This window comes from Flavobacterium arundinis, from assembly GCF_038289855.1.
In the GTDB taxonomy this organism is placed as follows: domain Bacteria; phylum Bacteroidota; class Bacteroidia; order Flavobacteriales; family Flavobacteriaceae; genus Flavobacterium; species Flavobacterium arundinis.
This window is the reverse complement of the sequence record NZ_JBBYHR010000001.1, coordinates 659,772-683,495: the sequence shown is the minus strand read 5'-3', so window position 1 is coordinate 683,495 and position 23,724 is coordinate 659,772. Positions and strand designations below refer to the sequence as shown.

At 43.5% G+C, this 23,724-nt stretch carries 29 protein-coding genes; 15 read left to right on the top strand and 14 right to left on the bottom strand.

Going from position 1 to position 23,724, the window contains the following annotated elements:
* Nucleotides 1-265: 265 nt before the first annotated feature.
* From AAEO56_RS03090 to AAEO56_RS03080, 3 genes are read right to left on the bottom strand one after another with little or no spacing between them, the layout of a single operon-like run.
* Nucleotides 266-904 (bottom strand): class I SAM-dependent methyltransferase, encoded by a 639-nt coding sequence (locus AAEO56_RS03090; protein ID WP_341695555.1) that lies wholly within the window; start codon nt 902-904, stop codon nt 266-268.
* On the bottom strand, nt 901-1,185 hold the full coding sequence (locus AAEO56_RS03085) for a GNAT family N-acetyltransferase (RefSeq protein WP_341695554.1): 285 nt from the start codon (nt 1,183-1,185) through the stop codon (nt 901-903). The genes AAEO56_RS03090 and AAEO56_RS03085 overlap by 4 nt, the downstream gene beginning before the upstream one ends.
* A gap of 2 nt (nt 1,186-1,187) precedes the next feature.
* The gene (locus AAEO56_RS03080; RefSeq protein WP_341695553.1) at nt 1,188-1,913 is read right to left on the bottom strand and encodes a pirin family protein; all 726 of its coding nucleotides are present in this window, start codon (nt 1,911-1,913) and stop codon (nt 1,188-1,190) included.
* Nucleotides 1,914-2,029: 116 nt separating this feature from the next.
* On the opposite strand from AAEO56_RS03080, the gene AAEO56_RS03075 reads away from it, so the two are divergent.
* The 3 genes from AAEO56_RS03075 (at nt 2,030) to AAEO56_RS03065 (ending at nt 4,312) form a co-directional block, all read left to right on the top strand.
* Nucleotides 2,030-2,692 (top strand): alpha/beta hydrolase, encoded by a 663-nt coding sequence (locus tag AAEO56_RS03075; protein ID WP_341695552.1) that lies wholly within the window; start codon nt 2,030-2,032, stop codon nt 2,690-2,692.
* Nucleotides 2,693-2,832: 140 nt separating this feature from the next.
* The gene (locus tag AAEO56_RS03070) at nt 2,833-3,726 is read left to right on the top strand and encodes a lytic transglycosylase domain-containing protein (RefSeq protein ID WP_341695551.1); all 894 of its coding nucleotides are present in this window, start codon (nt 2,833-2,835) and stop codon (nt 3,724-3,726) included.
* 22 nt (nt 3,727-3,748) lie between these two features.
* The gene (locus AAEO56_RS03065) at nt 3,749-4,312 is read left to right on the top strand and encodes a hypothetical protein (RefSeq protein ID WP_341695550.1); all 564 of its coding nucleotides are present in this window, start codon (nt 3,749-3,751) and stop codon (nt 4,310-4,312) included.
* Nucleotides 4,313-4,327: 15 nt separating this feature from the next.
* Here AAEO56_RS03065 and AAEO56_RS03060 read toward each other — a convergent pair whose 3' ends face one another.
* The 3 genes from AAEO56_RS03060 to AAEO56_RS03050 all read right to left on the bottom strand — a co-directional run bounded on the left by AAEO56_RS03060 (nt 4,328) and on the right by AAEO56_RS03050 (nt 6,175).
* Nucleotides 4,328-5,026: a TlpA family protein disulfide reductase gene (locus AAEO56_RS03060; protein ID WP_341695549.1), complete on the bottom strand. Its 699-nt coding sequence runs from the start codon at nt 5,024-5,026 to the stop codon at nt 4,328-4,330.
* Between the two features lie 98 nt (nt 5,027-5,124).
* Nucleotides 5,125-5,544 (bottom strand): hypothetical protein, encoded by a 420-nt coding sequence (locus AAEO56_RS03055; protein ID WP_341695548.1) that lies wholly within the window; start codon nt 5,542-5,544, stop codon nt 5,125-5,127.
* A 61-nt stretch (nt 5,545-5,605) separates the two neighbouring features.
* Nucleotides 5,606-6,175: a hypothetical protein gene (locus tag AAEO56_RS03050; RefSeq protein ID WP_341695547.1), complete on the bottom strand. Its 570-nt coding sequence runs from the start codon at nt 6,173-6,175 to the stop codon at nt 5,606-5,608.
* Nucleotides 6,176-6,313: 138 nt separating this feature from the next.
* On the opposite strand from AAEO56_RS03050, the gene AAEO56_RS03045 reads away from it, so the two are divergent.
* The 6 genes from AAEO56_RS03045 (at nt 6,314) to AAEO56_RS03020 (ending at nt 10,616) form a co-directional block, all read left to right on the top strand.
* On the top strand, nt 6,314-6,970 hold the full coding sequence (locus tag AAEO56_RS03045; RefSeq protein WP_341695546.1) for a hypothetical protein: 657 nt from the start codon (nt 6,314-6,316) through the stop codon (nt 6,968-6,970).
* Between the two features lie 106 nt (nt 6,971-7,076).
* Complete coding sequence (locus AAEO56_RS03040; protein WP_341695545.1) at nt 7,077-8,102, top strand: M48 family metalloprotease; 1,026 nt, start codon at nt 7,077-7,079, stop codon at nt 8,100-8,102.
* A gap of 106 nt (nt 8,103-8,208) precedes the next feature.
* Nucleotides 8,209-8,769, top strand: a complete 561-nt coding sequence (locus AAEO56_RS03035; RefSeq protein ID WP_341695544.1) for a putative glycolipid-binding domain-containing protein — start codon at nt 8,209-8,211, stop codon at nt 8,767-8,769.
* Between the two features lie 85 nt (nt 8,770-8,854).
* On the top strand, nt 8,855-9,544 hold the full coding sequence (locus AAEO56_RS03030) for an HAD family hydrolase (protein ID WP_341695543.1): 690 nt from the start codon (nt 8,855-8,857) through the stop codon (nt 9,542-9,544).
* Between the two features lie 55 nt (nt 9,545-9,599).
* Nucleotides 9,600-10,160 carry a YdeI/OmpD-associated family protein gene (locus AAEO56_RS03025; RefSeq protein WP_341695542.1) on the top strand — a complete coding sequence of 187 codons (561 nt, stop codon included), beginning with the start codon at nt 9,600-9,602 and terminating at the stop codon, nt 10,158-10,160.
* Between the two features lie 18 nt (nt 10,161-10,178).
* Nucleotides 10,179-10,616 (top strand): DUF6526 family protein, encoded by a 438-nt coding sequence (locus tag AAEO56_RS03020; protein ID WP_341695541.1) that lies wholly within the window; start codon nt 10,179-10,181, stop codon nt 10,614-10,616.
* 271 nt (nt 10,617-10,887) lie between these two features.
* Here AAEO56_RS03020 and AAEO56_RS03015 read toward each other — a convergent pair whose 3' ends face one another.
* Together AAEO56_RS03015 and AAEO56_RS03010 are read right to left on the bottom strand one after the other, a co-directional pair.
* The gene (locus AAEO56_RS03015; RefSeq protein WP_341695540.1) at nt 10,888-11,370 is read right to left on the bottom strand and encodes a hypothetical protein; all 483 of its coding nucleotides are present in this window, start codon (nt 11,368-11,370) and stop codon (nt 10,888-10,890) included.
* Between the two features lie 19 nt (nt 11,371-11,389).
* Nucleotides 11,390-11,578 (bottom strand): hypothetical protein, encoded by a 189-nt coding sequence (locus AAEO56_RS03010; protein WP_341695539.1) that lies wholly within the window; start codon nt 11,576-11,578, stop codon nt 11,390-11,392.
* A gap of 267 nt (nt 11,579-11,845) precedes the next feature.
* On the opposite strand from AAEO56_RS03010, the gene AAEO56_RS03005 reads away from it, so the two are divergent.
* The gene (locus tag AAEO56_RS03005) at nt 11,846-12,385 is read left to right on the top strand and encodes a YceI family protein (protein ID WP_341695538.1); all 540 of its coding nucleotides are present in this window, start codon (nt 11,846-11,848) and stop codon (nt 12,383-12,385) included.
* Nucleotides 12,386-12,539: 154 nt separating this feature from the next.
* Here AAEO56_RS03005 and AAEO56_RS03000 read toward each other — a convergent pair whose 3' ends face one another.
* Entirely contained in the window at nt 12,540-12,917 is a 378-nt protein-coding gene (locus AAEO56_RS03000) for a hypothetical protein (RefSeq protein WP_341695537.1), read from the bottom strand.
* Between the two features lie 174 nt (nt 12,918-13,091).
* Between AAEO56_RS03000 and secDF the strand changes: the two genes are divergently transcribed.
* From secDF to AAEO56_RS02980, 4 genes are all read left to right on the top strand, one after another.
* Complete coding sequence (gene secDF / locus AAEO56_RS02995; protein WP_341695536.1) at nt 13,092-16,070, top strand: protein translocase subunit SecDF; 2,979 nt, start codon at nt 13,092-13,094, stop codon at nt 16,068-16,070.
* A gap of 154 nt (nt 16,071-16,224) precedes the next feature.
* A complete protein-coding gene (locus AAEO56_RS02990; protein WP_341695535.1) occupies nt 16,225-16,929 on the top strand; it encodes a MotA/TolQ/ExbB proton channel family protein in 705 nt (234 codons plus the stop codon).
* Nucleotides 16,926-17,333 carry an ExbD/TolR family protein gene (locus AAEO56_RS02985; protein ID WP_341695534.1) on the top strand — a complete coding sequence of 136 codons (408 nt, stop codon included), beginning with the start codon at nt 16,926-16,928 and terminating at the stop codon, nt 17,331-17,333. Before AAEO56_RS02990 ends, AAEO56_RS02985 begins: the two co-directional genes overlap by 4 nt.
* Before the next feature lie 4 nt (nt 17,334-17,337).
* Entirely contained in the window at nt 17,338-18,231 is an 894-nt protein-coding gene (locus AAEO56_RS02980) for an energy transducer TonB family protein (RefSeq protein ID WP_341695533.1), read from the top strand.
* A 266-nt stretch (nt 18,232-18,497) separates the two neighbouring features.
* Here the strand turns inward: AAEO56_RS02980 and lgt (AAEO56_RS02975) are convergent, their stop codons facing one another.
* The 5 genes from lgt (AAEO56_RS02975) to folE all read right to left on the bottom strand — a co-directional run bounded on the left by lgt (AAEO56_RS02975) (nt 18,498) and on the right by folE (nt 22,987).
* Complete coding sequence (gene lgt, locus AAEO56_RS02975) at nt 18,498-19,439, bottom strand: prolipoprotein diacylglyceryl transferase (RefSeq protein WP_341695532.1); 942 nt, start codon at nt 19,437-19,439, stop codon at nt 18,498-18,500.
* Nucleotides 19,440-19,534: 95 nt separating this feature from the next.
* The gene (gene lgt / locus AAEO56_RS02970) at nt 19,535-20,473 is read right to left on the bottom strand and encodes a prolipoprotein diacylglyceryl transferase (RefSeq protein WP_341695531.1); all 939 of its coding nucleotides are present in this window, start codon (nt 20,471-20,473) and stop codon (nt 19,535-19,537) included.
* Between the two features lie 67 nt (nt 20,474-20,540).
* Nucleotides 20,541-20,792, bottom strand: a complete 252-nt coding sequence (yidD, locus tag AAEO56_RS02965; RefSeq protein WP_341695530.1) for a membrane protein insertion efficiency factor YidD — start codon at nt 20,790-20,792, stop codon at nt 20,541-20,543.
* 2 nt (nt 20,793-20,794) lie between these two features.
* Nucleotides 20,795-22,276: a cysteine--tRNA ligase gene (cysS, locus tag AAEO56_RS02960; RefSeq protein WP_341695529.1), complete on the bottom strand. Its 1,482-nt coding sequence runs from the start codon at nt 22,274-22,276 to the stop codon at nt 20,795-20,797.
* 39 nt (nt 22,277-22,315) lie between these two features.
* Nucleotides 22,316-22,987: a GTP cyclohydrolase I FolE gene (gene folE, locus AAEO56_RS02955; RefSeq protein ID WP_341695528.1), complete on the bottom strand. Its 672-nt coding sequence runs from the start codon at nt 22,985-22,987 to the stop codon at nt 22,316-22,318.
* A 382-nt stretch (nt 22,988-23,369) separates the two neighbouring features.
* Between folE and AAEO56_RS02950 the strand changes: the two genes are divergently transcribed.
* On the top strand, nt 23,370-23,723 hold the full coding sequence (locus AAEO56_RS02950; RefSeq protein ID WP_341695527.1) for a hypothetical protein: 354 nt from the start codon (nt 23,370-23,372) through the stop codon (nt 23,721-23,723).
* Nucleotide 23,724 lies beyond the last annotated feature (1 nt).

Sequence of the window (23,724 nt, the reverse complement as noted above, 5' to 3'; positions counted from 1 at the left end):
CTAAAACATCTTTGTCTATTAGTTTCAACAAAGAACTTACGCTTATTTTCTTTGGCATAATCAAGTTTATAAATCTAATATATGAAAATATTTCAATGAACTTTTGTCTTCCGAACACCTATGTCTTAAAGACCTCTTAGGAATTACCGTATTTTCGGTTTCCCAACCTGCAAGGTTTTCCCAACCTTGTAGGTTTAAGATATGTCTATCCTTTGCGGATTTTTGGGTCTTCTTAGTGTCTTCTTAGTGTCTTTGCGGTATAGCTTCACACCCCCAACACGACCACCCTTCCCTCGATCCTCAATTCCCCAAACCCAAATTCCTCCTTTATCCACTCAAAAGCATTTTCATGGTACAGGAACACATGGGTAGGATCGGTCTTATAATACCACGTTGCAAAATCGCGGTTTTCCTCAAAGCGGTCAGTCATGATATACAATTTACCGCCGGGATTGAGCAGGTTCCGCAATTGTTGAAATTCTTTATAAGGTTCCTTAAAATGCTCAGCCGTTTCACTGCACGCGATGTAGTCATATTTTTGAATTAGCAGTTCAGGCTCATCATGAAAATACAGATCATACTGCACGATGTCGTAATTATTATCCTTCAAAACCTTCAGGATAGGGGAGCCTGTCCCCGAACCAAAATCCAGCCCTTTATGATGCCTACCGAAATCCAGTAATATCCCATTGGTTACAGGGCTTACGAAATTCTGGTACTTTACATCTTCCGGGTCATTGTTATGGCAGAGATAATGCGCCTTTTCCGCTTCCGGCGAAAGATAGTCTTTAGGGTGCAGGAATACCGAACGACAGTTACTGCATTGCAAAAAATCACGTGTTATCTGGGTATAATAATGGCTGGCAGGCGCATTGCAAAGAGGGCAATCAGGGCTTTCCGTCATAACCGTATACCCGGAGGAAGCATGTCCTTATACCTTGGGTTCTTCCGGAAAAAAGCCGCTACTTTGGGGTGGGTTGGCACGACCCTGAACCTTCTTTCTTCGGCAATAGCCAAAATCTCCTTTAAGATATCCGATACGAGCGGTTCTTCTTCAATACCTTCCGGCACGTTTATCCTGGTAAGGAAGAGTTTGCGCTCCTGGATGGAGTATTCTATCGACAGCATTTTGCCGTCAACAGTAATTTCAAACTGCCTTGAGAATTCGTTGTCTTTTATATCCATAGCTAATCTTTAAACATCATTGGTACTTCAATAAGTAATATTTTCGAAGGCAATTTGGTGGTAATGGTAAGGCTGCCGAATTCCACCACGCCATAGGCATCGCGTTCGTGCACTGCTTCACCGTTTATTTCAAGTTCGCCCTCTATAAGGAAAAGGTAAAGCCCGTTCTCCGGTATCCTGATATCGTAATTAAACGTTTGCCCTGCATCAAAAAGCCCCAGGTGCAGGAATGCCTGCTGGTGTATCCAGAGCGCGTTACCGTCGTTCTTATCTTCAGGAGATACAATATTTACAAGGCTGTTGCGGTGGCTTTCAAGGTCGAACGACTTCTGTCCGTAACGCGGCGTTACGTTTTCTTTGTCGGGAAATATCCAAAGCTGGAGCGTCTTGGCCTGTTCCGTCTGGCTGGCATTCAATTCGCTGTGCTGTATTCCAGTGCCTGCGCTCATTACCTGCACTTCGCCAAAGCGCACTGTTTCCTGGTTACCCATACTGTCACGGTGGGTAAGTCCTCCCTCCAGCGGAATGGTGATGATCTCCATATTCTCGTGAGGGTGCGTGCCAAACCCCATACCGGCGCCTATGGTGTCATCATTGAGGACACGGAGCATCCCGAACTGTACCATATCAGGATTGTAATAATTGCCGAAAGAAAACGAAAAATTGGCCTGTAGCCAGCCGTGGTTGGCCGTGCCCCTTTGGCTTTTTGGAAATAGTCTTGACCTCATAACTTAGTGATAAATTAAAATTACAGGGAACGGTTGTGGAATAAAAACTTTAATTTTATACAAATTTCGTAATAAAAATCGATTACCTGTCGTGTTTGTACGTTAAATGATACCTGATGGAGAAGATCCCTGTTTATTTTATGCCCGGTTTGGCGGCAAGCCCAAAGATTTTTGAAAATATAAAACTACCTCAAGACCAATTTGAAATGTTCTTCCTCGAATGGGTTTTGCCCGATGGCGATGAGCCTCTTGCCGATTATGCAACGCGAATAGTTCAGAACATAAAACACGAGAACCCGGTGCTGATAGGGGTTTCTTTTGGGGGTGTACTGGTACAGGAAATGGCAAAGATTATCAGGGCACGTAAGGTTATCATTATCTCAAGCGTAAAATGCAATACCGAATTCCCGAGGCGAATGCGCTTTGCAAAAATGACACGCGCTTACAGGTTGTTCCCCACCAGCCTCATGCAGCGTGTAGATTGGCTTGCCAAATTCGCGGTAGGCAATAACATGATAACCAGGCGGCTGAACTTATATGAAAAATTTCTTTCGGTGCGCGATAAGAAATACCTCGACTGGGCGTTTAAAAATATAATACTTTGGGACCGTTGCGAACCTGCCGAAGGGGTAGTGCATATTCATGGCGATGCCGATGAGGTGTTTCCTCCAAAATACCTGAAAGAGTATATCCCTGTAAAAGGCGGCACCCACATTATGATACTGAATAAGGCAAAATGGCTCAATGAAAACCTGCCGCGAATTATCCTTGCAGAATAAATTGGTTCCATTTTTGTAAGTTTACATTTGGGTATGTCACATCGAGCGCAGTCGAGATGGTATGTTCTCGAATGCGCTCGAACTGACAGCAGATGCCGATGCACAAAGAAAAAATAAGAAATCACTAAGACTATATAACTATGAAACTGATCGAAAAAACCGGCGTTATAGCCTCAGTACTGCTGGTAAGCGGGATGCTTATCAACGGGATGCCTGAGAAAAATGCAGATGAAAAGACTGTAGTAAAAAAAGAATTCTATTTCCCGGATCGCATAGACTTTGCAGGGGAACTGGCACCGCTCAATATATCGGATGTACGCGAAAGGCTGGATAAGGAACTGCTTATCAACGCCAACCTGGACGCCACCACACGCCTTATTATAAAACGCGCCAACAGGGTATTTCCTGTAATGGAGCCAATACTGAAAAAATATGGTGTGCCGGACGATTTTAAATACCTTGCCGTGATCGAAAGCGGGCTTGTAAATGTTGTGTCACCGGCTGGGGCGAGGGGCTACTGGCAGTTTATGCCTGATACGGGTAAAGAGCGTGGCCTCGAGATCAATGATATTGTGGATGAAAGGTACCACCTCGAGAAATCGACCGAAGCGGCTTGTAAATATTTATTAGATGCCAAAGCTAAATTCGGGTCGTGGACACTGGCTGCGGCTTCCTATAACGGTGGTTTTGGTGGCGTGAACAAACAGATCACGTTCCAGGGTGTGAACAACTATTATGACCTGTTGCTGACAGAAGAAACCTCACGCTACGTTTTCAGGATACTGGCGCTTAAAGAGATCATGCAGAACCCGGCGTTGTATAACTTCGACCTGATGAAGGAAGAACTGTACCCGGTGATCCCCGTAAAAACCGTTGAGGTGACTTCTTCAATACCGGACCTTGCTATATTTGCGAAGGAGCAGGGCATTAATTATAAAGTGCTAAAGATACACAACCCATGGCTGCGTGACAGGAAACTTATAGTGACTCCCGGAAAAACGTATACCATGGAGATCCCGACAAAGGGATATTAATTTATAGATTGCTGGTTATTACATGAAAAAATTACTTCTTATCCCGGCTATTCTGGCGTTTTCCTGTAATGGCACAGTAAAGCACGACGCACCGCCTGTCGAAACAACTAAAATTCAAAACCGGGATACCACCGAAACCACTGAAATGCCCGAACTCTATGAGCCAGGTGATGAAGTTGTTGACAAGTGGCTTATGATAGGAACGCCTTCCGCGACTGTCATTGAAAAATTGGGTAAGCCCGTAGTTGTCGAAACCGGCGAAATGTCAGAAGTGAGCGGCATGTACCCGGAAGTGTGGGATTTTCCTGATAAAGGCATACGGCTTGCGATGGAGTCTGAAGATCCAAAAAGCGCTGACAAAATTGTAGGAGATTTTTCGGTTTATGGACCTTCAGCATCAAAAACTTCACGCAATATTGGGGTGGGGTCATCCCGGAAAGAAGTTAAGCAAGCCTACGGTACAGATATTAATAAAGACGAATCGTCTGATGAAAGCCTTGTGGCAGGTTCTATTTACGGAGGTGTTATTTTTACGATGGATAATGATAAGGTTTCAGAGATCTTCGTAGGTGCTGCTGCAGAATAAAGTTTATCAGCGGCCTTATTTCGTTGCCAAATGCTCTTTTGTAAGCTCGCGGTTAATAAGCAGTTTATCCAGCCCGTCCAGCACCGAATTATAATTCAGCGCATAGCCTTTATTATAATTGCTTTTTTTAGGGCCCGTGGGAATACTGCTGCGCCTTATATCGATCACTTTGAGGTTCTCGTCAAGATAGAAGGATGTTGGGAATCCCAGCGTATGTTTCATCGAGGCGATTATCGGGGCATCATTCTTATAAGATTCATGGGCATAGCAAACCGTTATCCTGCTGCTGAACTTGCGGGCTGCTTTTTTCATATCCTGCCTGCGGTTCCAGAATAACACGACGAATTTGACATCCTTACCGTATTGCTGTGCGAGCTTATTAATGGCAGGAATTTCGCCGGGTGCGGGCACACACCATGAAGCGTACGTAATGAGCACTATAGGCTTTTCTACAGACGAAAGCGTAAGCTTGCCGCCTCCTGATTTTTTGAAGGTGTAATCGTCAAATATAGTTCCTGCAAGCCGATGGTCCACTAGTGAATCAAACAGGAATTTCCCGCGTTCGGTATCACCTTTACGATAGGCTAGTGAGCTGTCCTTCTTATATTTTTTGAAATTGATCCTGATCGCATCAGAAAAATAGATACTTTCGCCCTGGCTATAAAGTGAGAGTGGAAGCAGCAACAACGCTATAATTAGTAATATATGTTTCATGATATTAACTAATTGATACGTAAAGCTACATCTTTTTTTGTTAAGATGCTGTGGTTTTTCTAATTTATTTACTGATTGCCAGTGGATTATAATCAGGATTAATCCATGATGCTGACAACATCTTTAAATATAAAATGCCCTCCGTTACTATCGCTTGTTATGCCATACTGCAGGCCTTCCAGTTCGGTACCTTCATAACCCTTGCCTTTTGCCTTGATAAAGTTTTGAAGTTTCGTATCCTCGGGGCTGATAGCCATTTGGGCTGTCGCGCAAAGATTGTTGCCGGTAATATCCACCAGCATATATTGCTGCCCGTCAATTTCTTTGTAGCTGTTGATCCAGTATTTTAGGCTGTTATCTGCTTTTGCCAGCTGTTTTGTCAGCTCTGCTTTATAGGGTTTTGACTCTGGCGTATTGGCATCAAAAACAGGGTTGGTATTTTTGCATTCCTGTTTACCGCAGGCAATAGCAAGCGAGGCAATGGCTAAAAGGAGTAGTTTGGCAAATGTGTTTTTCATAATAGATTGTTTGGTTTGCAAAAATAACGAAAATCCGGGTCTCTTATTGCCGGTCATCAATTCAATAATTCTCAAACCTCGTTACCCCATATTCCTCCTTCTTGTTGATTTCGGTCTTTACAGTTATTTCACCGCTATCGGCCTCCTGGCAGTTATAACTTTCGGTCACATCCTTATGCAAAAACCACCACTTCCTTTCTTTATCGTACCTGAAGGTAATGGTGAAAAAATCTTTCGTACAAGCGCCATATAAGAGCTCAAACGAAAAATAACTTTTATTTATTACGGTCCGCTGGTACGGGTCGCCAACACCCATGCCGCCGCAAACTTCACATTCGATAAGGGTAGAATTAACGGCAGCGAGCGTGAACTTTTTGCCGCTTTCGCAAACGAACAGGTATATTTTCCGATGCTGTTCTTTATCTTCCGGGGAACCTATCGCTATGATGTCCGGCTTTTTATCGGCAGTGATATCGCCAATGGTAAAATCCCGCAATGACATATCCTTACCAATCGCCGTTTCAAGTTCGCTGCGTAATTTTTTGCTGTCAGAAATTGTAAAGCGATAATCCGCATTTTGAGCCGATAGAAAATTGGCAGATAGTAGGAAAAAAAGCAAAAGCGTTCTCACGGATATTTTTTCCAAATATAAATAATTCCCTGATTGATGACCGAACAAACTGTTCTCCTTTCGCCGAAAAACAGTATTCGTTGGCATGGATTGTTTCTGTTACATATTTTATATATTTGGCTGCAACAACAATCAATTATGCAAACCAATTACGTTACCTATAAAAAATTTCCTGATGCACCCAGTGCAAGGGGTTTACAGCAATTCCTTATAGAAAATGGCATTGAATGCCTTTTCGTCGATACCTCTCCGGAAATGGGAAGCGCTATGATGGGCGACCTCAATAAGGAATATGAGGTGCAGCTGAAACCGGAACAGTTTGAACCAGCGGATAAACTTCTTGAAAGTTATGCGGAAACTATGCTGGCAAGCCTGCCGGAAGATTATTACCTGCTTTCTTTTACCGATGAGGAGTTATATGACGTTATATTGAAGCACGAGGAATGGAGCGAATTTGATTACGCTCTTGCCCGAAAATTGCTGACTGAACGTGGCAAGACCATTGATGAGGCGCTTATAAAAAGCCTTAGAAAGCAACGGATGGACGACCTTGCAAAGCCGGAGGGCAACCAACACGCATGGATTATTGTTGGATATGCCCTTTCTGTCCTTGGTGGTTTTTTTGGGTTTATAACCGGTTATGTATTATGGACATCCAAAAAGACGTTGCCTAACGGGCAGATCGTCCCTACCTATGGCGAGGGCGACAGAAAACACGGCAAGATAATTTTTTGGCTAGGGATTATCCTGCTTATCGTTTATGTAGCGATCATTATTTTGGCAGATATAAAATGAGTCGCAAATTAATACCTCCACTATTTTTCACCCATACTTTTGGCAAACATTTTGCGTTAAGGGAATAAGAGGTATTCAATTAATAACCAGCATTATTTTCCTGTACATGAAAACAATTAGCATCAGGATCTGTATCGTCGTTGCAGCTTTGTGCTGCATGGTGCCTGCGACGGCGCAAAAAACATTCGGTTCGGCAAAATATACTGCCATGTGCAGCTATTATGGCGAGAGCATAACCGGAAATATTACGGCTTATGAAGCCGGGGATACTGCCGAAAAAGTGGTGAAGGATATAATGTCGGTCATTGGGCTTAAAGCTAATTTTGAGCTTCGTGCCGCAAATGTGCCCAATGCTGCTGCGGTAATACTGAAAAAGAAACGATACATATTGTACAACCCAAAATTCATGGACAATATCAATTCAGCTTCGGGGAGCAAATGGGCAGCCATAAGCATACTCGCACACGAGATAGGCCACCACCTGAACGGGCATACGCTCGATAACGTTGGCAGCCGTCCGCAGACGGAACTCGAAGCCGATGAATTTTCGGGATTCGTATTACGGAAAATGGGTGCGTCGCTGGCCGATGCGCAGTCTGCCATGTCGCTAATCGCGAAAATGAAAGGATCGCATACACACCCTGCTAAAAACGACCGCCTCGCCTATATTGCTACCGGATGGAAAAGTGCGGGGGAATATAACAACGACAATTCTGATGTTGCCGATAACGGTTCGCCAACACCTGTTGTTACAAGACAGCCTGCTGTAGCACAAAGGCCGGTGGTAATACAAAAGCCTGTAGCTGTAAGGGCCACTGCGCAACCTGTTGTGAAACGTGAGCTTACTAAGCGTGAGAAGATACAGCAAAGCATACTGTCGGGCAAAAATGTGGCGTCAGACGCCCATCTAAATTCCAATCCCAACGGGCAATATTACCTCACAACAAAAGGAAATCTGGTACAGGTTACAGGCGAAAACGTCTACCTGATAGCCAGCCTGGAAAGATCGGACAGGCCGGGATATAAACTGATGCTCGATGATAAAGGCTCCGGCAGTGATATGTATATAGGTTCCGGCGGGGCGCTTGTAAATAGTGCCGGAAAGAAAATAGGGTATCTGAAATCACGATAATGCAAGATGATAAAAAGAACTGCCACGCGAAATGCGTGGTATTTTTTTGGCTTTATTTTAGGCAGGGGACGGTAAGAAATTTACTAACTTGCAGTAAAAATAAGCCATGCAAAAAAGCATCGTTTGGGAAGGGCTCGCTAATGATACCGAGGAACATTGCTCTGTAAATTACCTGGATAGTGGCATTACTATCCGTTCGGAAATAGAAGGGTGGGCAGAGGGGAAAGCTGTTTACTTGGAATATGTATTGCACCTCGATAAAGGATGGCGGGCAATGCAGATCGAAATGGATTTCCATGTGAGCGACCACCAGCACTCGTACCACCTGAAGCGCGATGAGCACAACAACTGGACCGACAATACCGGTAAGGAACATCCCGACCTCCACGGCTGTGATTTTGTAGACATATCACTCACGCCATTTACCAATTCGCTTCCCGTTAATGCCTTGCACCTACAGGAAGGGGACAGTGCGGAGTTCGACCTGGTGTATTTCGATATCATAGCTAATGAAGTGCGCAGGGATCGCCAGAAATACACCAAAATGCCCGGTAACGTTTATCTTTTCGAAAATGACGGAAGCAATTTCAGTGCAGAAATTACGGTTGATGATGATGGCTTTGTAACGGACTACCCCCAACTTTTCGAAATGCTGAAACCCAGGTAAAGCACGCCTGCAAGCATATTCACACCTTAAACATAAATAGATTTAGCCTCTTTAATTACATTTGCCTAAAATTCGCAAAACCCCTATGAATATTAAAGTTATTGCTTTCGATGCCGATGATACCCTTTGGGTGAACGAACCCTTTTTTCAGGAGACCGAAAAGAAATTTTACCAGTTGATGGAAGATTATCTTCCGGCGCACAGCGTCGCCAAGGAACTTTTTAAGGTTGAGGTGGCCAATCTGGATATTTACGGATATGGAATTAAAGCTTACATATTGAGTATGATCGAAGCGGCCCTTACTATTTCAGATAAAACCCTCAGCATTGACGCTGTTGAAAAAATATTGGAATACGGCAAGGAAATGCTCGATAAGCCGATCGAACTGATCGATGGGGTAGAGGATACCCTGAAAGCGCTCCATGGAAAATACAAGTTGGTCGTGGCTACAAAGGGCGACCTGAAAGACCAGCATAAAAAACTGCACGAGTCCGGACTGGGGCATTACTTTCACCATATCGAGGTAATGTCCGACAAGCAGCAGCTGGACTATTCCAAAATGCTTAAAAGGCTTGAGATCCAGCCTTCAGAGTTTTTGATGGTCGGCAATTCCTTAAAGTCAGATGTGCTCCCGGTACTACAGATAGGAGGGCATGGGTTCCATATCCCTTTCCATACCACATGGGCACATGAGCAGATAGACCATACCATAGAGCACGATAACTTCAGGCAGTTGGAAAAAATAACGGAATTGCTGTCGTTATTGAATTCATAAAACACGCTCATCTTTAAGGGGAATTGGCTAAATTGTATTTGTAACACTAACAAGGATGGAACCTCACTTCTTCAAAACACAGGCCGATTTCCGGAAATGGCTTGATAAGAATTTCGAAAAAGAAACGGAACTGCTTGTTGGCTTCTACAAAACCAATAGCGGCAAGCCGAGCATGACATGGCCCGAATCGGTAGACCAGGCGCTGTGCTATGGCTGGATAGACGGTGTACGGAAGTCCTTAGGCGAAGAAAGCTATACCATCCGGTTCACCCCCCGCAAGGCTACCAGCATCTGGAGTGCCGTAAACATCAGAAAGATGGAGGTGCTGCAGGAAAAAGGCCTCATGAAGCCTGCCGGTATTGCCGCTTTCGAAAAGCGTAAGGAAAGTAAGTCGGGTATCTATTCGCATGAGCGAAAGGAGGCCGCTGTACTTCCTCCCGAATTGGAGAAGGAATTTAAAGCTAACGGAACTGCCTGGGAATTTTTCATCAAACAGGCGCCATCCTACCGTAATGCAGTGATACACATTATAACGAACGCGAAGCAGGAAAAGACCCGGCAGTCGCGTTTTGAAAAGCTCGTGAATGCCAGCGCCGAAGAAAAAAGAATTTTATAACCTAATAATTATACCAATATGAAATCTCAAAATTATAAAAACCACATACGCTGGTATCCGCCGCACCATTTTGTATTTTACCCTGTAATGATGGCACTCTTTGTAGTGGCTGTTTATCAGGCTATTTATAATGAGCCCGACAGATTGTTGTGGATTTTCCTTTCGGCTCTCACAGCTGTAATTATATGGGTTGCGTTTATGCTGCGCCAGCATTATGCGCTCACACTCCAAAACAGGATTGTGATAGGGGAGCTCAGGTACCGGTATTTTGTGGTTACAGGTCAGCGCCTTGAGCCTTTAGAGGAAAAATTAAGCGAAGGCCAGCTGTTTGCGTTACGGTTTGCCCCTGACGAAGAATTGGCGGAACTCGCACAGAAAGCTATCAGCGAAAATCTTTCGGCCAACGCAATTAAAAAATCGATCAAAAACTGGAAGGCAGATAACCGAAGGGTTTAAAATTGTTAGTAATCATAACATGCCGTTCCTCCGGGACTCGTCTACGTGTCGTCTATTGTTTTCTATAGATATATCGTCCTTTTGGGACTTATGAGTATAGCCTCAGCGGGGCGGTATGTTTATAGAAATATTGAATAGGAGCGGTATGTTAATTATACAAACAAACTCTTCCCAACACTTATGGTTTAAAAACAAAAGAGGGATAACGTTAAGCTATCCCTCTCTCTATTGAATCAGGTTCGGAATTCAAATTGAGTTCGTACCTCTGATTCTAAAAATCGTCGCCGCTGTTGTTACGGCTGCTGTCTTGCGTATTTTTTTGGTCTAAATCGTCCTCATAATAGTCGCTGGAAGAGGCGTCGCGTCCTTCTTCTTCCTCATTATAAGTCCTGCCTTCCCCACGCTGCATCTGGTCGTTTTGGTTCCAATCATTGCCGGTTGTGCCTCTGCCTTCCATTCTTTTTTCTTCTTCCCAGGTGTCCTCGCTTTCGTTGTAAGTCCTTGAAGTAGCATTACGAGTTTCATTGTCCCATCCGGAATCGTTGAAATCATCATTGTCGCTTCTCCTATTGTGCGATTCGTTATCAAGCAGGTTATCGCTGTCACTGTTGCGGCTATCGGTATTTTGCGGCCTGCCGGTAGTGTCCCAATCATTTTCACGGCTGTTCATCCGTTGCGATTCGTTCTGGTTCATGTTACGGTTTTGGTCATCGCGGCTAGTACTGTCGCGATTGCCGTTGTTGTCTGTTTGCATAACTTTATATAATTGGATGTTAATATTCCTTTTTATGTTCTGCTGTATTACCGTCCTGTATCTTCTGCGGCGTTTTGGTTGCCGTTGTTTTTTTCGCTGCGCCTTTTTCTGCTTCCCGCATTGTTTTTTTCAATTCGGGCGTTTCCTGCTCATGAAGCGGCTTGCCACTTGATGATTTGGGTGCCGGGGTTTGTTTTGAATTTGCCATCGCTTTTTGCTTTAGGTTATAGTACAAAGTTCGCTATGGTTTCAAATTTATGATTGCTAATTAACGCGGCCTTGGTGGGAAAAGACTGTCACGAATATTTCTGTTTCCTGAAACATCAGTATTCACAGGGGGTCGTGGCAAGCCCAAAACGGATGTGTTTATAAGTTTAACAAATAATTTTATTCAAAACATTAGTATAAACCCGCCATACTGAGTAATTTAGTGAGAGCTTAATAAGTCTTTACTGATAAAAATTCTAATAAAATCATGGCAACAAAAAACTGGACTCTCGACCCCGCACATTCCGATATTCATTTTAAGATAAGGCACCTGTTCATTTCATCGGTAACCGGGGAATTCAAAATATTTTCAGGCACTATGGTAACGCCGGAGCACGACAATTTCAACAGCGCTTCTTTTAAACTTTTTATAGATGCCTTTAGTGTAGATACCAACAACCGCGACAGGGACGAACATTTAAAGTCACCTGATTTTTTCAGCGCCGACCTGTTTCCACAACTGGAGTTCCATTCAACAGCATTCAGCCCTGTTGCCGGGGATAATTACAGGCTGAAAGGTATGCTTACGATAAAAGGAATATCGAAAGAGATCACACTTGACGTATTTTTTGGTGGTGAGGCGAAAGACGGGTTCGGAATCAACCGGGCGGGATTCGAGATCATCGGTACCATAAACCGTAATGATTATGATATCCACCCTGCGGGTATTGCCGAAGTTGGCGGGCTCGTATTGGGAGAAGAGATCAAGCTGCATGCCAATATCCAGTTTACTAATGATACAGAGTAAAGCATAGCTACGTCTTTTGGCTCATTTGGGGCAGGGCACAAGCTATAGCTAAAACAACTATAAAAGATAAGGCGGCCATTATACAGTGGTCGCCTTATTATTGAATTGTCTGTTCCGAATTATCAAAAACCAAATCTGCTTTTCGTGGCAGGCACTATTGCTGCTTCACTACTTTATCATAGTTGCCGCTGCTGTTTGGGTCTACATAATAATAGTCAAGGTTAGGCCCCGGTGCCGGCATTGCTGTTATTATAGGGTCGGTATTATTATGGTAATTGTTATAATTGCGGTTGTCGCTGTCGGTTATGTACAATTGGTAAAAATCGGTGCTGTTATCGCTGCATGCCGTTGCCGGCTCTTGTTGGGGTGTATTGCTTTTAGCATAAAATACAATATCATGCTGTTTTTGCTCCTCCAGTTTTTGCAAACTTTCTTTGGTGGCAATAGTAAGGCTGGGAGACAATTGGGTTTGTTGTGCCTGTGCCTGAAAGGTGGCTAAAACAATTGCGGAAAGGATAAGAAATCGCCTCATAATTCATGTCTTTTATCAAAAATACAAAAATTTTTTCATCGTAAACCTTCAAAATAAAGCATTTCCTGCGGATTTCGTTTTTTATGATTATGTTAGCAAATAAATTGGTTTATCAATTGGTAAATTATATATTTGCTCGTTTTTAAAAAATGGAATATTTAATTTTAAGTAATAATGCAGAATAAGGGACTCATTAAATTTTTCGCAATCATATTTGCGTTAGTATGTATTTACCAGCTTTCTTTCACCTATGTATCTCATGGTATCCAAAACGATGCCAAGGCGTTAGCTAAAGGCGATACAGATAAAGAAGTGGCCTACCTCGAATCGATGAAAGATTCGGTAGTTTACCTTGGCTATACATACGGAGAAGTAAGTGATAAACAGATAAACAAAGGCCTTGACCTTGAGGGAGGTATTAACGTTATGCTTGAGATATCTGTAAAAGATATCCTTCACGGGCTTGCGAATAACTCTACAAATCCCGTTTTAAACAAAGCTTTAGACCAGGCTACCAAAAACAGGCAGGGTAATCAGGATTATCTGGATGCGTTCTTTATAGCTTTTGACGATGTGTCTAAAGGCTCTGTAAAACTGGCTTCTCCTGAACTGTTTACCAACAGGATCATGGACCAGGCGGTGAATACAGAAATGACCGACAGCCAGGTGAAAGCAGTGCTAAGGAAAAAAGTTAGTGAGTCTATAGATAGTGCTTTTGGCGTATTGACGGAGCGTATCGACAAATTCGGCGTAGTGCAGCCAAACATCCAGAAAATTGGCGAGACAGGCCGTATCATGTTAGAATTGCCTGGTGCGAAGGATATCGACCGTGTAAAAAAACTGGTATCCAGTACGGCACAACTTGAGTTTTGGGAGGCTTATAAAGTAAGCGACATGCAAAACTTCCTGATGGCTGCAAACCAAACCCTTGTCGCTACCGAAAAGAAAGTTGATACTAAAGAGGTTAAAACAGCTGAAAACGATTCAATAGAAAAACTATTGGGAAGCAAAGACTCTGTTAATACTGCTAAAAAAGGAAACAATCCACTTTTCGACAAACTAATGCCAGGCCAGTCAGGCCCGGTTATTGGTATAGCTGCTGCAAAAGATACTGCTAAAATAAACTCTTACCTGAAAAGGGCTGATATCCGTGCGCTTCTTATAGGCGAACAGCGTTTTGCGCGTTTTGCATGGGGCAAGCCATCTGCAGGTGGAGATAAAGATAAAAAAGGAACTTTCGTTGAGCTTTATGCGCTTAAGACTAATAAAGATAATGTAGCGCCGCTTGCCGGAAACGTTATTACAGGTGCAAATTCAGCTTTCGACCAGATGGGTAAACCGTCGGTAGAAATGCAGATGAGCGCTAAGGGCGCCCAGAAATGGGAAGAAATGACAGGCAAGGCATACAGGGAGCAGGGCTTTATCGCTATCGTTCTTGATAACGTTGTATATTCTGCCCCGGGTGTTACTACCGGTCCAATATCGGGTGGTAACTCGCAAATTTCAGGTGCATTCGATGTTACAGAGACAAAAGACTTAGCCAACATACTAAGGGCTGGTAAGCTTCCTGCAAAAGCAGAGATAGTACAGTCAGAGATCGTAGGCCCATCATTAGGCCAGGAAGCAATTGATAACGGTATAATGTCATCTGTTGTTGGTTTGTTGCTTGTATCCCTTTGGATGATCGTATATTACGGAAGGGCAGGTTGGTACGCTAACGTGGCGCTCCTTGTAAACTTATTGTTCCTTTTCGGTTTCCTTGCCAGCCTTGGTGCGGTACTGACACTTCCTGGTATTGCAGGTATCGTACTAACAATGGGTACGGCAGTAGATGCGAATATCATCATCTATGAACGTGCAAAAGAAGAATTACGTGCAGGCAAGTCGCTTGACGAAGCCGTTAAAACATCTTACAGCTGGAGGGGCGCTATGTCATCTATCACAGATGCGAACGTAACCCACGTGCTTACAGGTTTGGTACTATTGATATTCGGTACAGGGCCGGTTAAAGGTTTCGCTACCACACTATTGATTGGTATCTTCACATCATTATTCACTTCTATATTCATTGCAAGGCTTTTCCTTGACAACGATATCAGGAAAGGCAATGTTGTAACATTTGTTACGGGAATGTCTAAGAACTGGTTTACCAACTTCCATTTCAACTTCCTTGGAGCTAAAAAATTCACATACATCTTCTCTTCGCTTGTTGTGGTGGTGAGCTGTATATCTTTTTATGTGAATGGCCTTGACCAAGGTATTGACTTCGTTGGCGGGCGTACATTCCAGGTGAAATTTGAGAAATCTGTTTCGGCTGACGCAGTAAAAGAGGAGCTGGAAAAAACATTTAACGAAGCTGTTGACGTAAAAGTATTCGGTAACGATTCCCAGTTAAGGATCACTACAAAATACAAAGTAAAAGAGAATACGGTTGAAGCCGATGCTGAAGTTAATAAGAAGCTGTATGAAGGTTTGAAAAGCCATTATTCTAATGATGTAACGTATGAGAAATTTGTAAATGCGTACCAGGGCAAGAAACTTGGTATAATGCAGGCTTCGAAAGTAAGCGCTGTGGTTGCAGATGATATCAAGACAAACTCTTTCTGGGCAGTATTAGGATCTATGGCCATTGTGTTTATCTACCTTATGGTGAGTTTCAGGAGATGGCAGTACAGCCTTGGCGCTATTGCAGCAGTAGCACACGACGTTATCTTTGTGTTGGGTATCTACTCGCTATGCTACAAATTCATGCCTTTCCACATGGAAATGGATCAGCACTTTATCGCGGCGATCCTTACCGTAATCGGTTATTCGATGAACGATACCGTAATTGTATTCGACAGGATAAGGGAATACCTTGCCGGTAAAACCAAAGGTAATTTCAAAGAGATTGTAAACAAATCGATCAACACAACAATGTCAAGGACCGTGAATACATCGCTTACCATGATCCTGGTATTATTGATCATGTTCATCTTTGGTGGCGATTCCATCCGTGGGTTTATCTTTGCAATGCTTGTAGGTATTGTGGTAGGTACGTATTCGTCACTATTTATTGCTACACCGGTGCTTGTTGATACCGTGTCTGCTAAAGATAAAGACAGGATCGAGCATGAGCACAATGATGAGATCGTTGCTGAAAAACTGAAATAACACATCTTGTTAATTATATAATAAACCTGCTTATCCGATAAGCAGGTTTTTTTTTATTTGTTTTTTTCCATACTCAAAAAACCATATATTCGTTATCAATTATAAATAATGGCATTTTCGCCAAAGTATTTTATTTAAAGAAATCACGCAAAGCATGACAAATTTCATTTTCTTATTATTACAGGATAGCATACCGGCTGCTGCACAGGATGCTACAGCTGCAGTTGTCGAAACAAAAGAAATTTCAGTAAACTACCTGTCTCTGGTGATGAAGGGCGGGGTGATGGTTGTACCCATACTGCTTTTGTTTTTCTTTACCCTGTACGTGATCATAGAAAGGGCGATGTATTATAAAAAAGTGACGAAGCATAACGAATCGCTTATGAGCGATGTGCGCCACCAGATTACAACTGGTAAGATAGAGGTTGCGCAGATGACAGCCGCCAAAGCAGGAACTGCCGAAGGTAATATCCTTGAAAGTGGAATTTCCATGCTGGGCAGGCCAATGGTGGAGATCGAAGGGATGATGGAAAAAGCGACGAATGTAGAGATTGGCCTTATGGAAAGAAAGTTGGGCTGGTTAGGCCTGGCAGCCGGTATAGCCCCAATTTTGGGCTTCATTGGTACCATTGCCGGGGTTATCAAGATATTCTACCAGATATCAGAAACTGCCGATATTTCCATCGGAAGCATTTCAGAAGGTCTTTATGAAAAGATGATCAGTTCGGGCTTAGGGCTTATAGTTGGTGTTGTAGCTTATTCTGGCTACCACTACTTTAATATGGTTATCGACGGCTTCGCGCTACGGATTCAAAAACAGGCGATACAATTCGTTAATCTAATCACTACAGGAAAATGAGGGTAAGGAGAAATAAACGCTTTCATGCAGAAATTGCAGCCTCGGCGCTTAGCGATATCATGTTCTTTTTGCTCCTGTTCTTCCTTATTATCTCTACGCTTGCCAACCCGAATGTTATTAAGCTTATGCTTCCAAAAGCGCGCACCACAGCTACTACTGATAAAGCGCACACAAGCGTATCGGTAGTGGTGATGGAAGATGAAACGAAGCAATATTTCATAGATAAAGTGCCGGTTACCTACGAAGAGCTGGAAAGCAAGCTCGCTGAACAGGTAAAGAAAACAGGTGATAATACGGTTATCGTTCGTTTCCCATACAATTGCCTTGCGCAGGATATGGTAGACCTGCTGCAGGTAGGCGAACGATTGAAGCTAAAGTTTGTAATAGCTGTATCCAAACAATAAGGCTATGGAAAAAATAACAAGGGAGGAAAAAGAATCGGCGATAATAACGGTATGCATATTCTTTGCAATATTCCTGCCGCTGGTTTTTGTTACCTATACAGTTACGTACCCTGATCCGCTTACGGTTATGCTGGAAGGCGGCGGCGGGGGTGGCGGTGTTACCCTGAATTTTGGCGACAGCAACGACGGTGTTGGGGCAAATTACAGGAGCGAGCTGCTTGAGGCAGCCAGTAAGGTTAAAGCCGAACCCGCTCCCAGCGCACCTTCGGAAGAAGTGGTGGGAAGCGACGATGATAATGCCGAAGCTGTAGCCAATACTAAGCCGGTAGAAAAAAAAGACCCGCGGATGCAAAATGCCAAGCCGGAAACCGAAAAACCTGTAACACCAAAAAAGCCGACCAACAGCGCACTGGATAACCTTCTTAACAGCAATAATACAGGCGATGGCGATACCGGAAGGGCTGGTAACCAGGGGAGCAGGAACGGCGATATAAGCTCCGGGGCATACTCCGGTTCAGGAGGAAGTGGCGGTGGCTCCGGTGGGGGAACGGGTTCCGGAAACGGAACAGGCACGGGGCCGGGCTCAGGAAGTGGCAGTGGTGGCGGAAGCGGTGCCGGCCGTGGAACAGGAGTAGGGGACTACCAGTTGGCTGGCAGGAAAGCCCTTGCAAAACCTAAACCAAGGTACAATTGTGATGAAGCAGGATACGTGGTTGTTCAAATTACAGTTGATGGTAATGGTACTGTTATAAAGGCAGAAAGGACTAGAGGCACTACAACGCCTGCAAAATGTTTAATTGATGCAGCTATTCAGGCTGCACTGCAAGCTAAGTTTGATAAGAGTGATAATCCGAAACAAGTAGGTACTATTCCTTATAACTTTACATTGACGGATTAATATTATATTGTACAATGTTGAAAGATAAATTTCAAAATTATTTGGAAGTTTTTCAAAATTTCTTTTTTAAAAGAAAAACTAAAACTAAAGTAAGTCCTTTGGTGGAAAGTCTTACGGGTGTTCTGATGCCTACAAGTGAATACAAAAAAGGTTATATTGATTATCTTTCAAAGAAGTATTCGTGATCAATTCATTGGATAATAAAGGTAATGCGTTCAAAAATAGCTCTATTGAACGCAGTTTTAATATCTCCATCTCCATAACATTTATAACGTTTCCTCTCTGTTCTTCGCAGTAAATATCAGATATAATCCTACAAGTATAAACGGTATACTAAGCCATTGCCCGGTTGAAAGTATCGGATTTTCGCCCTCGATGCCTCCCTGGCTTTGCTTTACGAATTCCACCCCGAAGCGTACGCTCCATAGCAGTACAAGGAATACCCCGAAGATGAGCCCGTGCTTTTTGCGGGCATCCGTTTTCCAGTACATCAGGTAAATGATAAGGAATACAAATACGTAGCCGAATGCCTCATACAATTGAGCGGGGTGCCTGTACGGTATTCCATCCAGTATAACGCCAAAGCCGTTGCCGTTCTCAATAATATCATAGGCCTTATTTACGTCCTTTTCGCCTGTTATGCGTGTTACAATACCTTCAGTGAGGTTGTCTTCACCCCTGATGAATTTGACTGCTGTAGGCATATCTTTGGTAGTTACGCTGCCCAGTATCTCCGAATTGATGAAATTGGCTATGCGTATAAGTATTCCGCCGCTCGTTACAGGGATGGCAACTCTGTCCAGCACCCAAAGCAAAGGCCTGTGTATGATGTTTTTGCTGTAATATACCATAGTAAGGATAACGGCAATCGCAGCGCCGTGGCTGGCAAGGCCTGTGAAACCTGTAAATTTGAATTCAGGATTAAACCTGAAAGGCAGGAACACACTGAAAAAATCCTCCCTGAAAAGTTCCGGCTGGTAAAAAATAACGTGGCCAAGCCTTGCACCCAGCATAGTAGCGACCATGGTGTTGATAAATAGCTTGTCCAGCTTTTCCATCGATTCGCCTTCGCGTATGAAGATCCTTTTCATAATATACCATCCCAGGCCGAATGCGGCTACCCAAAGCAGGCTGTAATAATGAAGTGTAAAAAAGCCTAAGTCTATTCCTTTTGAGGGATTCCATACTATGCTAAGGGTGTATATCATTTTGAAAGTTTTTCGTAAAATTAAATGAATGCCGGACACTCGCAAACAACTGTCCGTTAAATAAAAAAACCGCCCTTTGTGGAGCGGTTATTATCTTATAAAGTTTCCTGCCTGTTCTTTGCTGTAAACATCAGGTAAAAACCTGCTAATATAAACGGTATGCTCAGCCACTGGCCGGTCGAGAGTATTGGGTGCTTACCTTCAAATCCTCCCTGGCTTTCCTTAACGAATTCCACCACAAAGCGCACACTCCATAGCAGTACAAGGAATACCCCGAAAATAAGCCCGTGTTTTTTGCGGGCATCTGTTTTCCAGTACATAAAGAAGATAATCAGGAACACGAATATATAAAGGAACGCTTCATACAATTGTGCCGGGTGCCTGTAAGGGATCTTAGCCAGTGTATCGGCAAATTGCGGATTATGCTCTATAGCTTCATAAGCCTTGTCGTAATCTTTAATGCCGGTCTTTTCAATAACATCTGATTTCTTCAGCCACTCTTCACCACGTATAAATTTAACCGCTGTAGGTGTGTCCGGGGATGTTAGATCGCCCAAAATTTCGCTATTGAAGAAATTGCCAAGGCGTACAAAAATACCACCGCTCGTTACCGGGATAACAACCCTGTCCAGTACCCAAAGCAATGGCCTGTGTATTACTTTCCTGCTATAATATACCATGAACAATATGATGGCTATAGCAGCGCCGTGGCTTGCTAATCCTGCAAATCCTGTAAATTCGAAAGGGTCTAATCGGAAAGGAAGCAATATCTCTGCCGGATGGTCTTTAAAGTAATCCCAGTCATAAAAGAAAACCTGTCCCAGCCGTGCGCCAAGCAAGGTTGCAATAAGCGTATAGATGAACAGTTTGTCAAGCTTTTCCATCGATTCTCCTTCGCGCTCAAATATATGTTTCATGATATACCATCCCAGTGCGAAGGCAACTACAAATCCGAGGCTGTAGTAACGCAGCATTACCGGGCCGAGGTGAAATCCTTCAGGAGAGTTCCATACAATGCTTAAACTTTGAATCATGTGTGGGTTTTATTGTTTTTGTAAAATTAAATAAATGCAGGGCAATGCCAAGAAAAACAGTATTAAATTAATGTTTATGCGCGCATCCTTTTTCAGGTACAGGGTCATAACCGCGCCCACCCCAGGGATTGCAGCTTACAATCCGTTTGATGGCAAGCCAGCTTCCTGTGAGCAAACCTCTTTTTTGCAGCGCCTCAATGGTATATTGAGAACAGGTAGGGCTGTACCGACAGGCCGATGGCAGGATAGGGGAGATAGCTATCTGGTAAAACCGTATCAACAGCACAAAAGGCAATGTGACAATTTGCCGGGCCTTCATTGTTAGTTGACTGAAAAGGTAGTGCCTTCCTTGCCATCTTTTAGCTCTATGCCAATTTCGGTAAGCCTGTTGCGTATCTGGTCAGACAGCTCAAAGTCCTTATTGGCGCGGGCCTCGTTGCGCATGGTTATAAGCATATTTACTACTCCTTCCAGTTTGTCGTTGCTGCCTTCATCTGCCGATTCGCCTTTAAGGCCAAGCACATCATATATAAAGGAGTGCAAAGTTTTCGAAAGGTTTTCCAGATCGGCTGCAGTAAGCGATTCTTTTCCTTCTTTCAGCAGGTTGATGTAACGTACGCCTTCAAAAAGGTGCGCTATAAGTATCGGGCTGTTAAAGTCGTCATTCATGGCATCATAGCACAGTTGTTTCCATGCAACAATATCAAGCGTGGAATTGCCCGAAGCACTTATGGCGGAAAGGGTTTCTATTGCTTCCATAAGGCGGTTATATCCTTTTTCTGCGGCTACGATAGCATCATTCGAAAAATCGAGGATGCTCCTGTAATGTGCCTGCATCATGAAAAAACGCGCCACCGATGGAGAAAATGCTTTCCCGAGCTTATCGTTATTGCCTGTAAACAGTTCCCTCGGCAGGATATTATTCCCTGTCGACTTCGCCATTTTTTTGCCATTCAGCGTAAGCATGTTGGCATGCATCCAGTAATTTACGGGCGCATTGCCGGTGCAGGCTTCGTTTTGGGCTATTTCGCATTCATGGTGCGGGAACTTCAGGTCCATACCGCCGCCGTGGATGTCGAATTTATTACCCAAATACTTCGTACTCATTGAAGTACACTCCAGGTGCCATCCCGGGAAACCGTCGCCCCATGGCGAAGGCCAGCGCATAATGTGTTCCGGCTCTGCTTTCTTCCAAAGGGCAAAATCGGCAGGGTTCCTTTTTTCATCCTGCCCGGCAAGTTCGCGCGAGTTGGACAGCATGTCGTCAAGGTTCCTTCCGCTTAAAATCCCGTAATCATGGGTTTCGTTATATTTCACCACATCAAAGTACACCGACCCGTTTGCCAGGTAGGCATAGCCGTTGTCGAATATGTGCTTGATGGTTTCTATCTGCTCTATAATATGCCCGGTTGCCGTTGGCTCGATGCTTGGCGGCAGGCTGTTGAACAGTTCCATTATCTGGTGGAAGTCTACAGAGTATTGCTGCACGATCTCCATGGGCTCCAGCTTTTCGAGCCGTGCCTTTTTTGCGATCTTGTCTTCACCTTCGTCAGCATCGTCTTCTATATGGCCTACATCGGTTATGTTACGCACATACCGCACCTTATAACCCAAATGCTTGAGGTAGCGGAAAACCAGGTCGAACGAAATAAAGGTCCGGCAGTTGCCAAGGTGCACATTACTGTATACGGTAGGCCCGCATACATACATGCCCACGGCACCCTCGTGCAGCGGGACAAATGTTTCCTTTTCGCCGCTTAATGTATTGTAGATCTTTAAATTCTGGTTCTGGTATAACTGCATGTGCTGATAGATTGGCGTTATATATGTAATATATAGGTTTTAAAACTGGGTATCCAGCTTAATGTAGTCTAAAAATTCCCTGCGAACGCTGTTTTCTTTAAACTTTCCTCCAAATTCAGAAGTTACGGTGCTGCTTTCAATGTCGCGTATGCCACGGGAGTTCACGCACAGGTGTTTGGCATCTATCACGCAGGCAACATCCTCTGTGCCCAGTACTTTCTTCAGCTCCTGTACTACCTGCATGGTAAGCCTTTCCTGCACCTGTGGCCTCTTGGCAAAATAATCGACAATGCGGTTCATTTTAGAAAGGCCTACAACGGTACCGTTAGATATATACGCTATGTGCGCGCGACCTACTATTGGAAGGAGGTGGTGCTCGCAGGTAGAGTATACGGTGATGTTTTTTTCTACCAGCATCTCCCCATATTTGTATTTATTCTCAAATGTAGAGGATCCCGGCTTCTTTGCAGGGTTAAGCCCGCCAAATATTTCTTTGACAAACATTTTTGCCACACGGTTAGGAGTGCCTTTAATGCTGTCATCGGTAAGGTCCATACCAAGGGTATGTAATATGTTTTCTACGTCTTTTTTTATCGATGCAATCTTTTCATCATCAGTCATATCAAAAGCATCCGGCCTTACCGGTGTTTGCGCACTCGATGCAATATGGTTATCTCCTTTTTCGTCTTTGCTGTCGTCGTTATGGATCATTATTTTTATTTTATTAGTACAGGGAAAAATCAGCAGGCAAAGATAATTATAAAAGTTGATTGTACGCCGGATACTTATAGGGGTTTTTTTAGCGTTATGTAATTGTTGCTAAAATGAAAAACGGTGTAAAAATCACAGTTCAGGTGTAAATTGTTAAAAATGGAATTTTTTAGAAAAAACACATAGGGTAAATGCAAATACACCTGTTGTATATAAAAAAATAACCCTATTTGTGTTTTATTTGAGTCAAATTTATGTAAATTTCGCACCTCAATATAACGTTGAAGCTATTGTGATTGTAGCCTGTGCATAAGTTACATATAAAAAAGGTGGCAATCTGAAACGGAATTTGAGTTATTAAAATTAGAAAATTATTTACCCTATGAAAAAATGTTATATGCTTGCTGTTACGCTTATGCTTGCCTTTGTTTGCCATGCACAGGAAAACAAAAGCGGTGTTAAGGTAGTAAGGACAGAACCTAATGGAGTTGTTATTTATGAAAGTGTAGGTGTTGCAAATCCCCAGGAAGCTTCTGCAACTCCCTTTGTCCAGGTCAGGGAGGCCGCTCCAACTTTTTTGGAGCTGTCGCAATCGGAACTGGAATCAAGGCTGTATGATGTTGATAGAAAATTGACATTGGCCCGGGAAGAAGAGGATCCTGAAAGGATTACTGTTTACGAACAGGAGAAACAAAGGGTTTTGCAAAGAATTGAGGCTGTGAAAAACGGGCAGTAAA

Excerpts from the sequence above, each read along its gene's own strand:
- AAEO56_RS03090 (WP_341695555.1), bottom strand. The coding sequence starts at position 904 with ATGACGGAAAGCCCTGATTGCCCTCTTTGCAATGCGCCTGCCAGCCAT.
- AAEO56_RS03085 (WP_341695554.1), bottom strand. The coding sequence starts at position 1,185 with ATGGATATAAAAGACAACGAATTCTCAAGGCAGTTTGAAATTACTGTT.
- AAEO56_RS03080 (WP_341695553.1), bottom strand. The coding sequence starts at position 1,913 with ATGAGGTCAAGACTATTTCCAAAAAGCCAAAGGGGCACGGCCAACCAC.
- AAEO56_RS03075 (WP_341695552.1), top strand. The coding sequence starts at position 2,030 with ATGGAGAAGATCCCTGTTTATTTTATGCCCGGTTTGGCGGCAAGCCCA.
- AAEO56_RS03070 (WP_341695551.1), top strand. The coding sequence starts at position 2,833 with ATGAAACTGATCGAAAAAACCGGCGTTATAGCCTCAGTACTGCTGGTA.
- AAEO56_RS03065 (WP_341695550.1), top strand. The coding sequence starts at position 3,749 with ATGAAAAAATTACTTCTTATCCCGGCTATTCTGGCGTTTTCCTGTAAT.
- AAEO56_RS03060 (WP_341695549.1), bottom strand. The coding sequence starts at position 5,026 with ATGAAACATATATTACTAATTATAGCGTTGTTGCTGCTTCCACTCTCA.
- AAEO56_RS03055 (WP_341695548.1), bottom strand. The coding sequence starts at position 5,544 with ATGAAAAACACATTTGCCAAACTACTCCTTTTAGCCATTGCCTCGCTT.
- AAEO56_RS03045 (WP_341695546.1), top strand. The coding sequence starts at position 6,314 with ATGCAAACCAATTACGTTACCTATAAAAAATTTCCTGATGCACCCAGT.
- AAEO56_RS03040 (WP_341695545.1), top strand. The coding sequence starts at position 7,077 with ATGAAAACAATTAGCATCAGGATCTGTATCGTCGTTGCAGCTTTGTGC.
- AAEO56_RS03035 (WP_341695544.1), top strand. The coding sequence starts at position 8,209 with ATGCAAAAAAGCATCGTTTGGGAAGGGCTCGCTAATGATACCGAGGAA.
- AAEO56_RS03030 (WP_341695543.1), top strand. The coding sequence starts at position 8,855 with ATGAATATTAAAGTTATTGCTTTCGATGCCGATGATACCCTTTGGGTG.
- AAEO56_RS03025 (WP_341695542.1), top strand. The coding sequence starts at position 9,600 with ATGGAACCTCACTTCTTCAAAACACAGGCCGATTTCCGGAAATGGCTT.
- AAEO56_RS03020 (WP_341695541.1), top strand. The coding sequence starts at position 10,179 with ATGAAATCTCAAAATTATAAAAACCACATACGCTGGTATCCGCCGCAC.
- AAEO56_RS03015 (WP_341695540.1), bottom strand. The coding sequence starts at position 11,370 with ATGCAAACAGACAACAACGGCAATCGCGACAGTACTAGCCGCGATGAC.
- AAEO56_RS03010 (WP_341695539.1), bottom strand. The coding sequence starts at position 11,578 with ATGGCAAATTCAAAACAAACCCCGGCACCCAAATCATCAAGTGGCAAG.
- AAEO56_RS03005 (WP_341695538.1), top strand. The coding sequence starts at position 11,846 with ATGGCAACAAAAAACTGGACTCTCGACCCCGCACATTCCGATATTCAT.
- AAEO56_RS03000 (WP_341695537.1), bottom strand. The coding sequence starts at position 12,917 with ATGAGGCGATTTCTTATCCTTTCCGCAATTGTTTTAGCCACCTTTCAG.
- secDF (WP_341695536.1), top strand. The coding sequence starts at position 13,092 with ATGCAGAATAAGGGACTCATTAAATTTTTCGCAATCATATTTGCGTTA.
- AAEO56_RS02990 (WP_341695535.1), top strand. The coding sequence starts at position 16,225 with ATGACAAATTTCATTTTCTTATTATTACAGGATAGCATACCGGCTGCT.
- AAEO56_RS02985 (WP_341695534.1), top strand. The coding sequence starts at position 16,926 with ATGAGGGTAAGGAGAAATAAACGCTTTCATGCAGAAATTGCAGCCTCG.
- AAEO56_RS02980 (WP_341695533.1), top strand. The coding sequence starts at position 17,338 with ATGGAAAAAATAACAAGGGAGGAAAAAGAATCGGCGATAATAACGGTA.
- lgt (WP_341695532.1), bottom strand. The coding sequence starts at position 19,439 with ATGATATACACCCTTAGCATAGTATGGAATCCCTCAAAAGGAATAGAC.
- lgt (WP_341695531.1), bottom strand. The coding sequence starts at position 20,473 with ATGATTCAAAGTTTAAGCATTGTATGGAACTCTCCTGAAGGATTTCAC.
- yidD (WP_341695530.1), bottom strand. The coding sequence starts at position 20,792 with ATGAAGGCCCGGCAAATTGTCACATTGCCTTTTGTGCTGTTGATACGG.
- cysS (WP_341695529.1), bottom strand. The coding sequence starts at position 22,276 with ATGCAGTTATACCAGAACCAGAATTTAAAGATCTACAATACATTAAGC.
- folE (WP_341695528.1), bottom strand. The coding sequence starts at position 22,987 with ATGATCCATAACGACGACAGCAAAGACGAAAAAGGAGATAACCATATT.
- AAEO56_RS02950 (WP_341695527.1), top strand. The coding sequence starts at position 23,370 with ATGAAAAAATGTTATATGCTTGCTGTTACGCTTATGCTTGCCTTTGTT.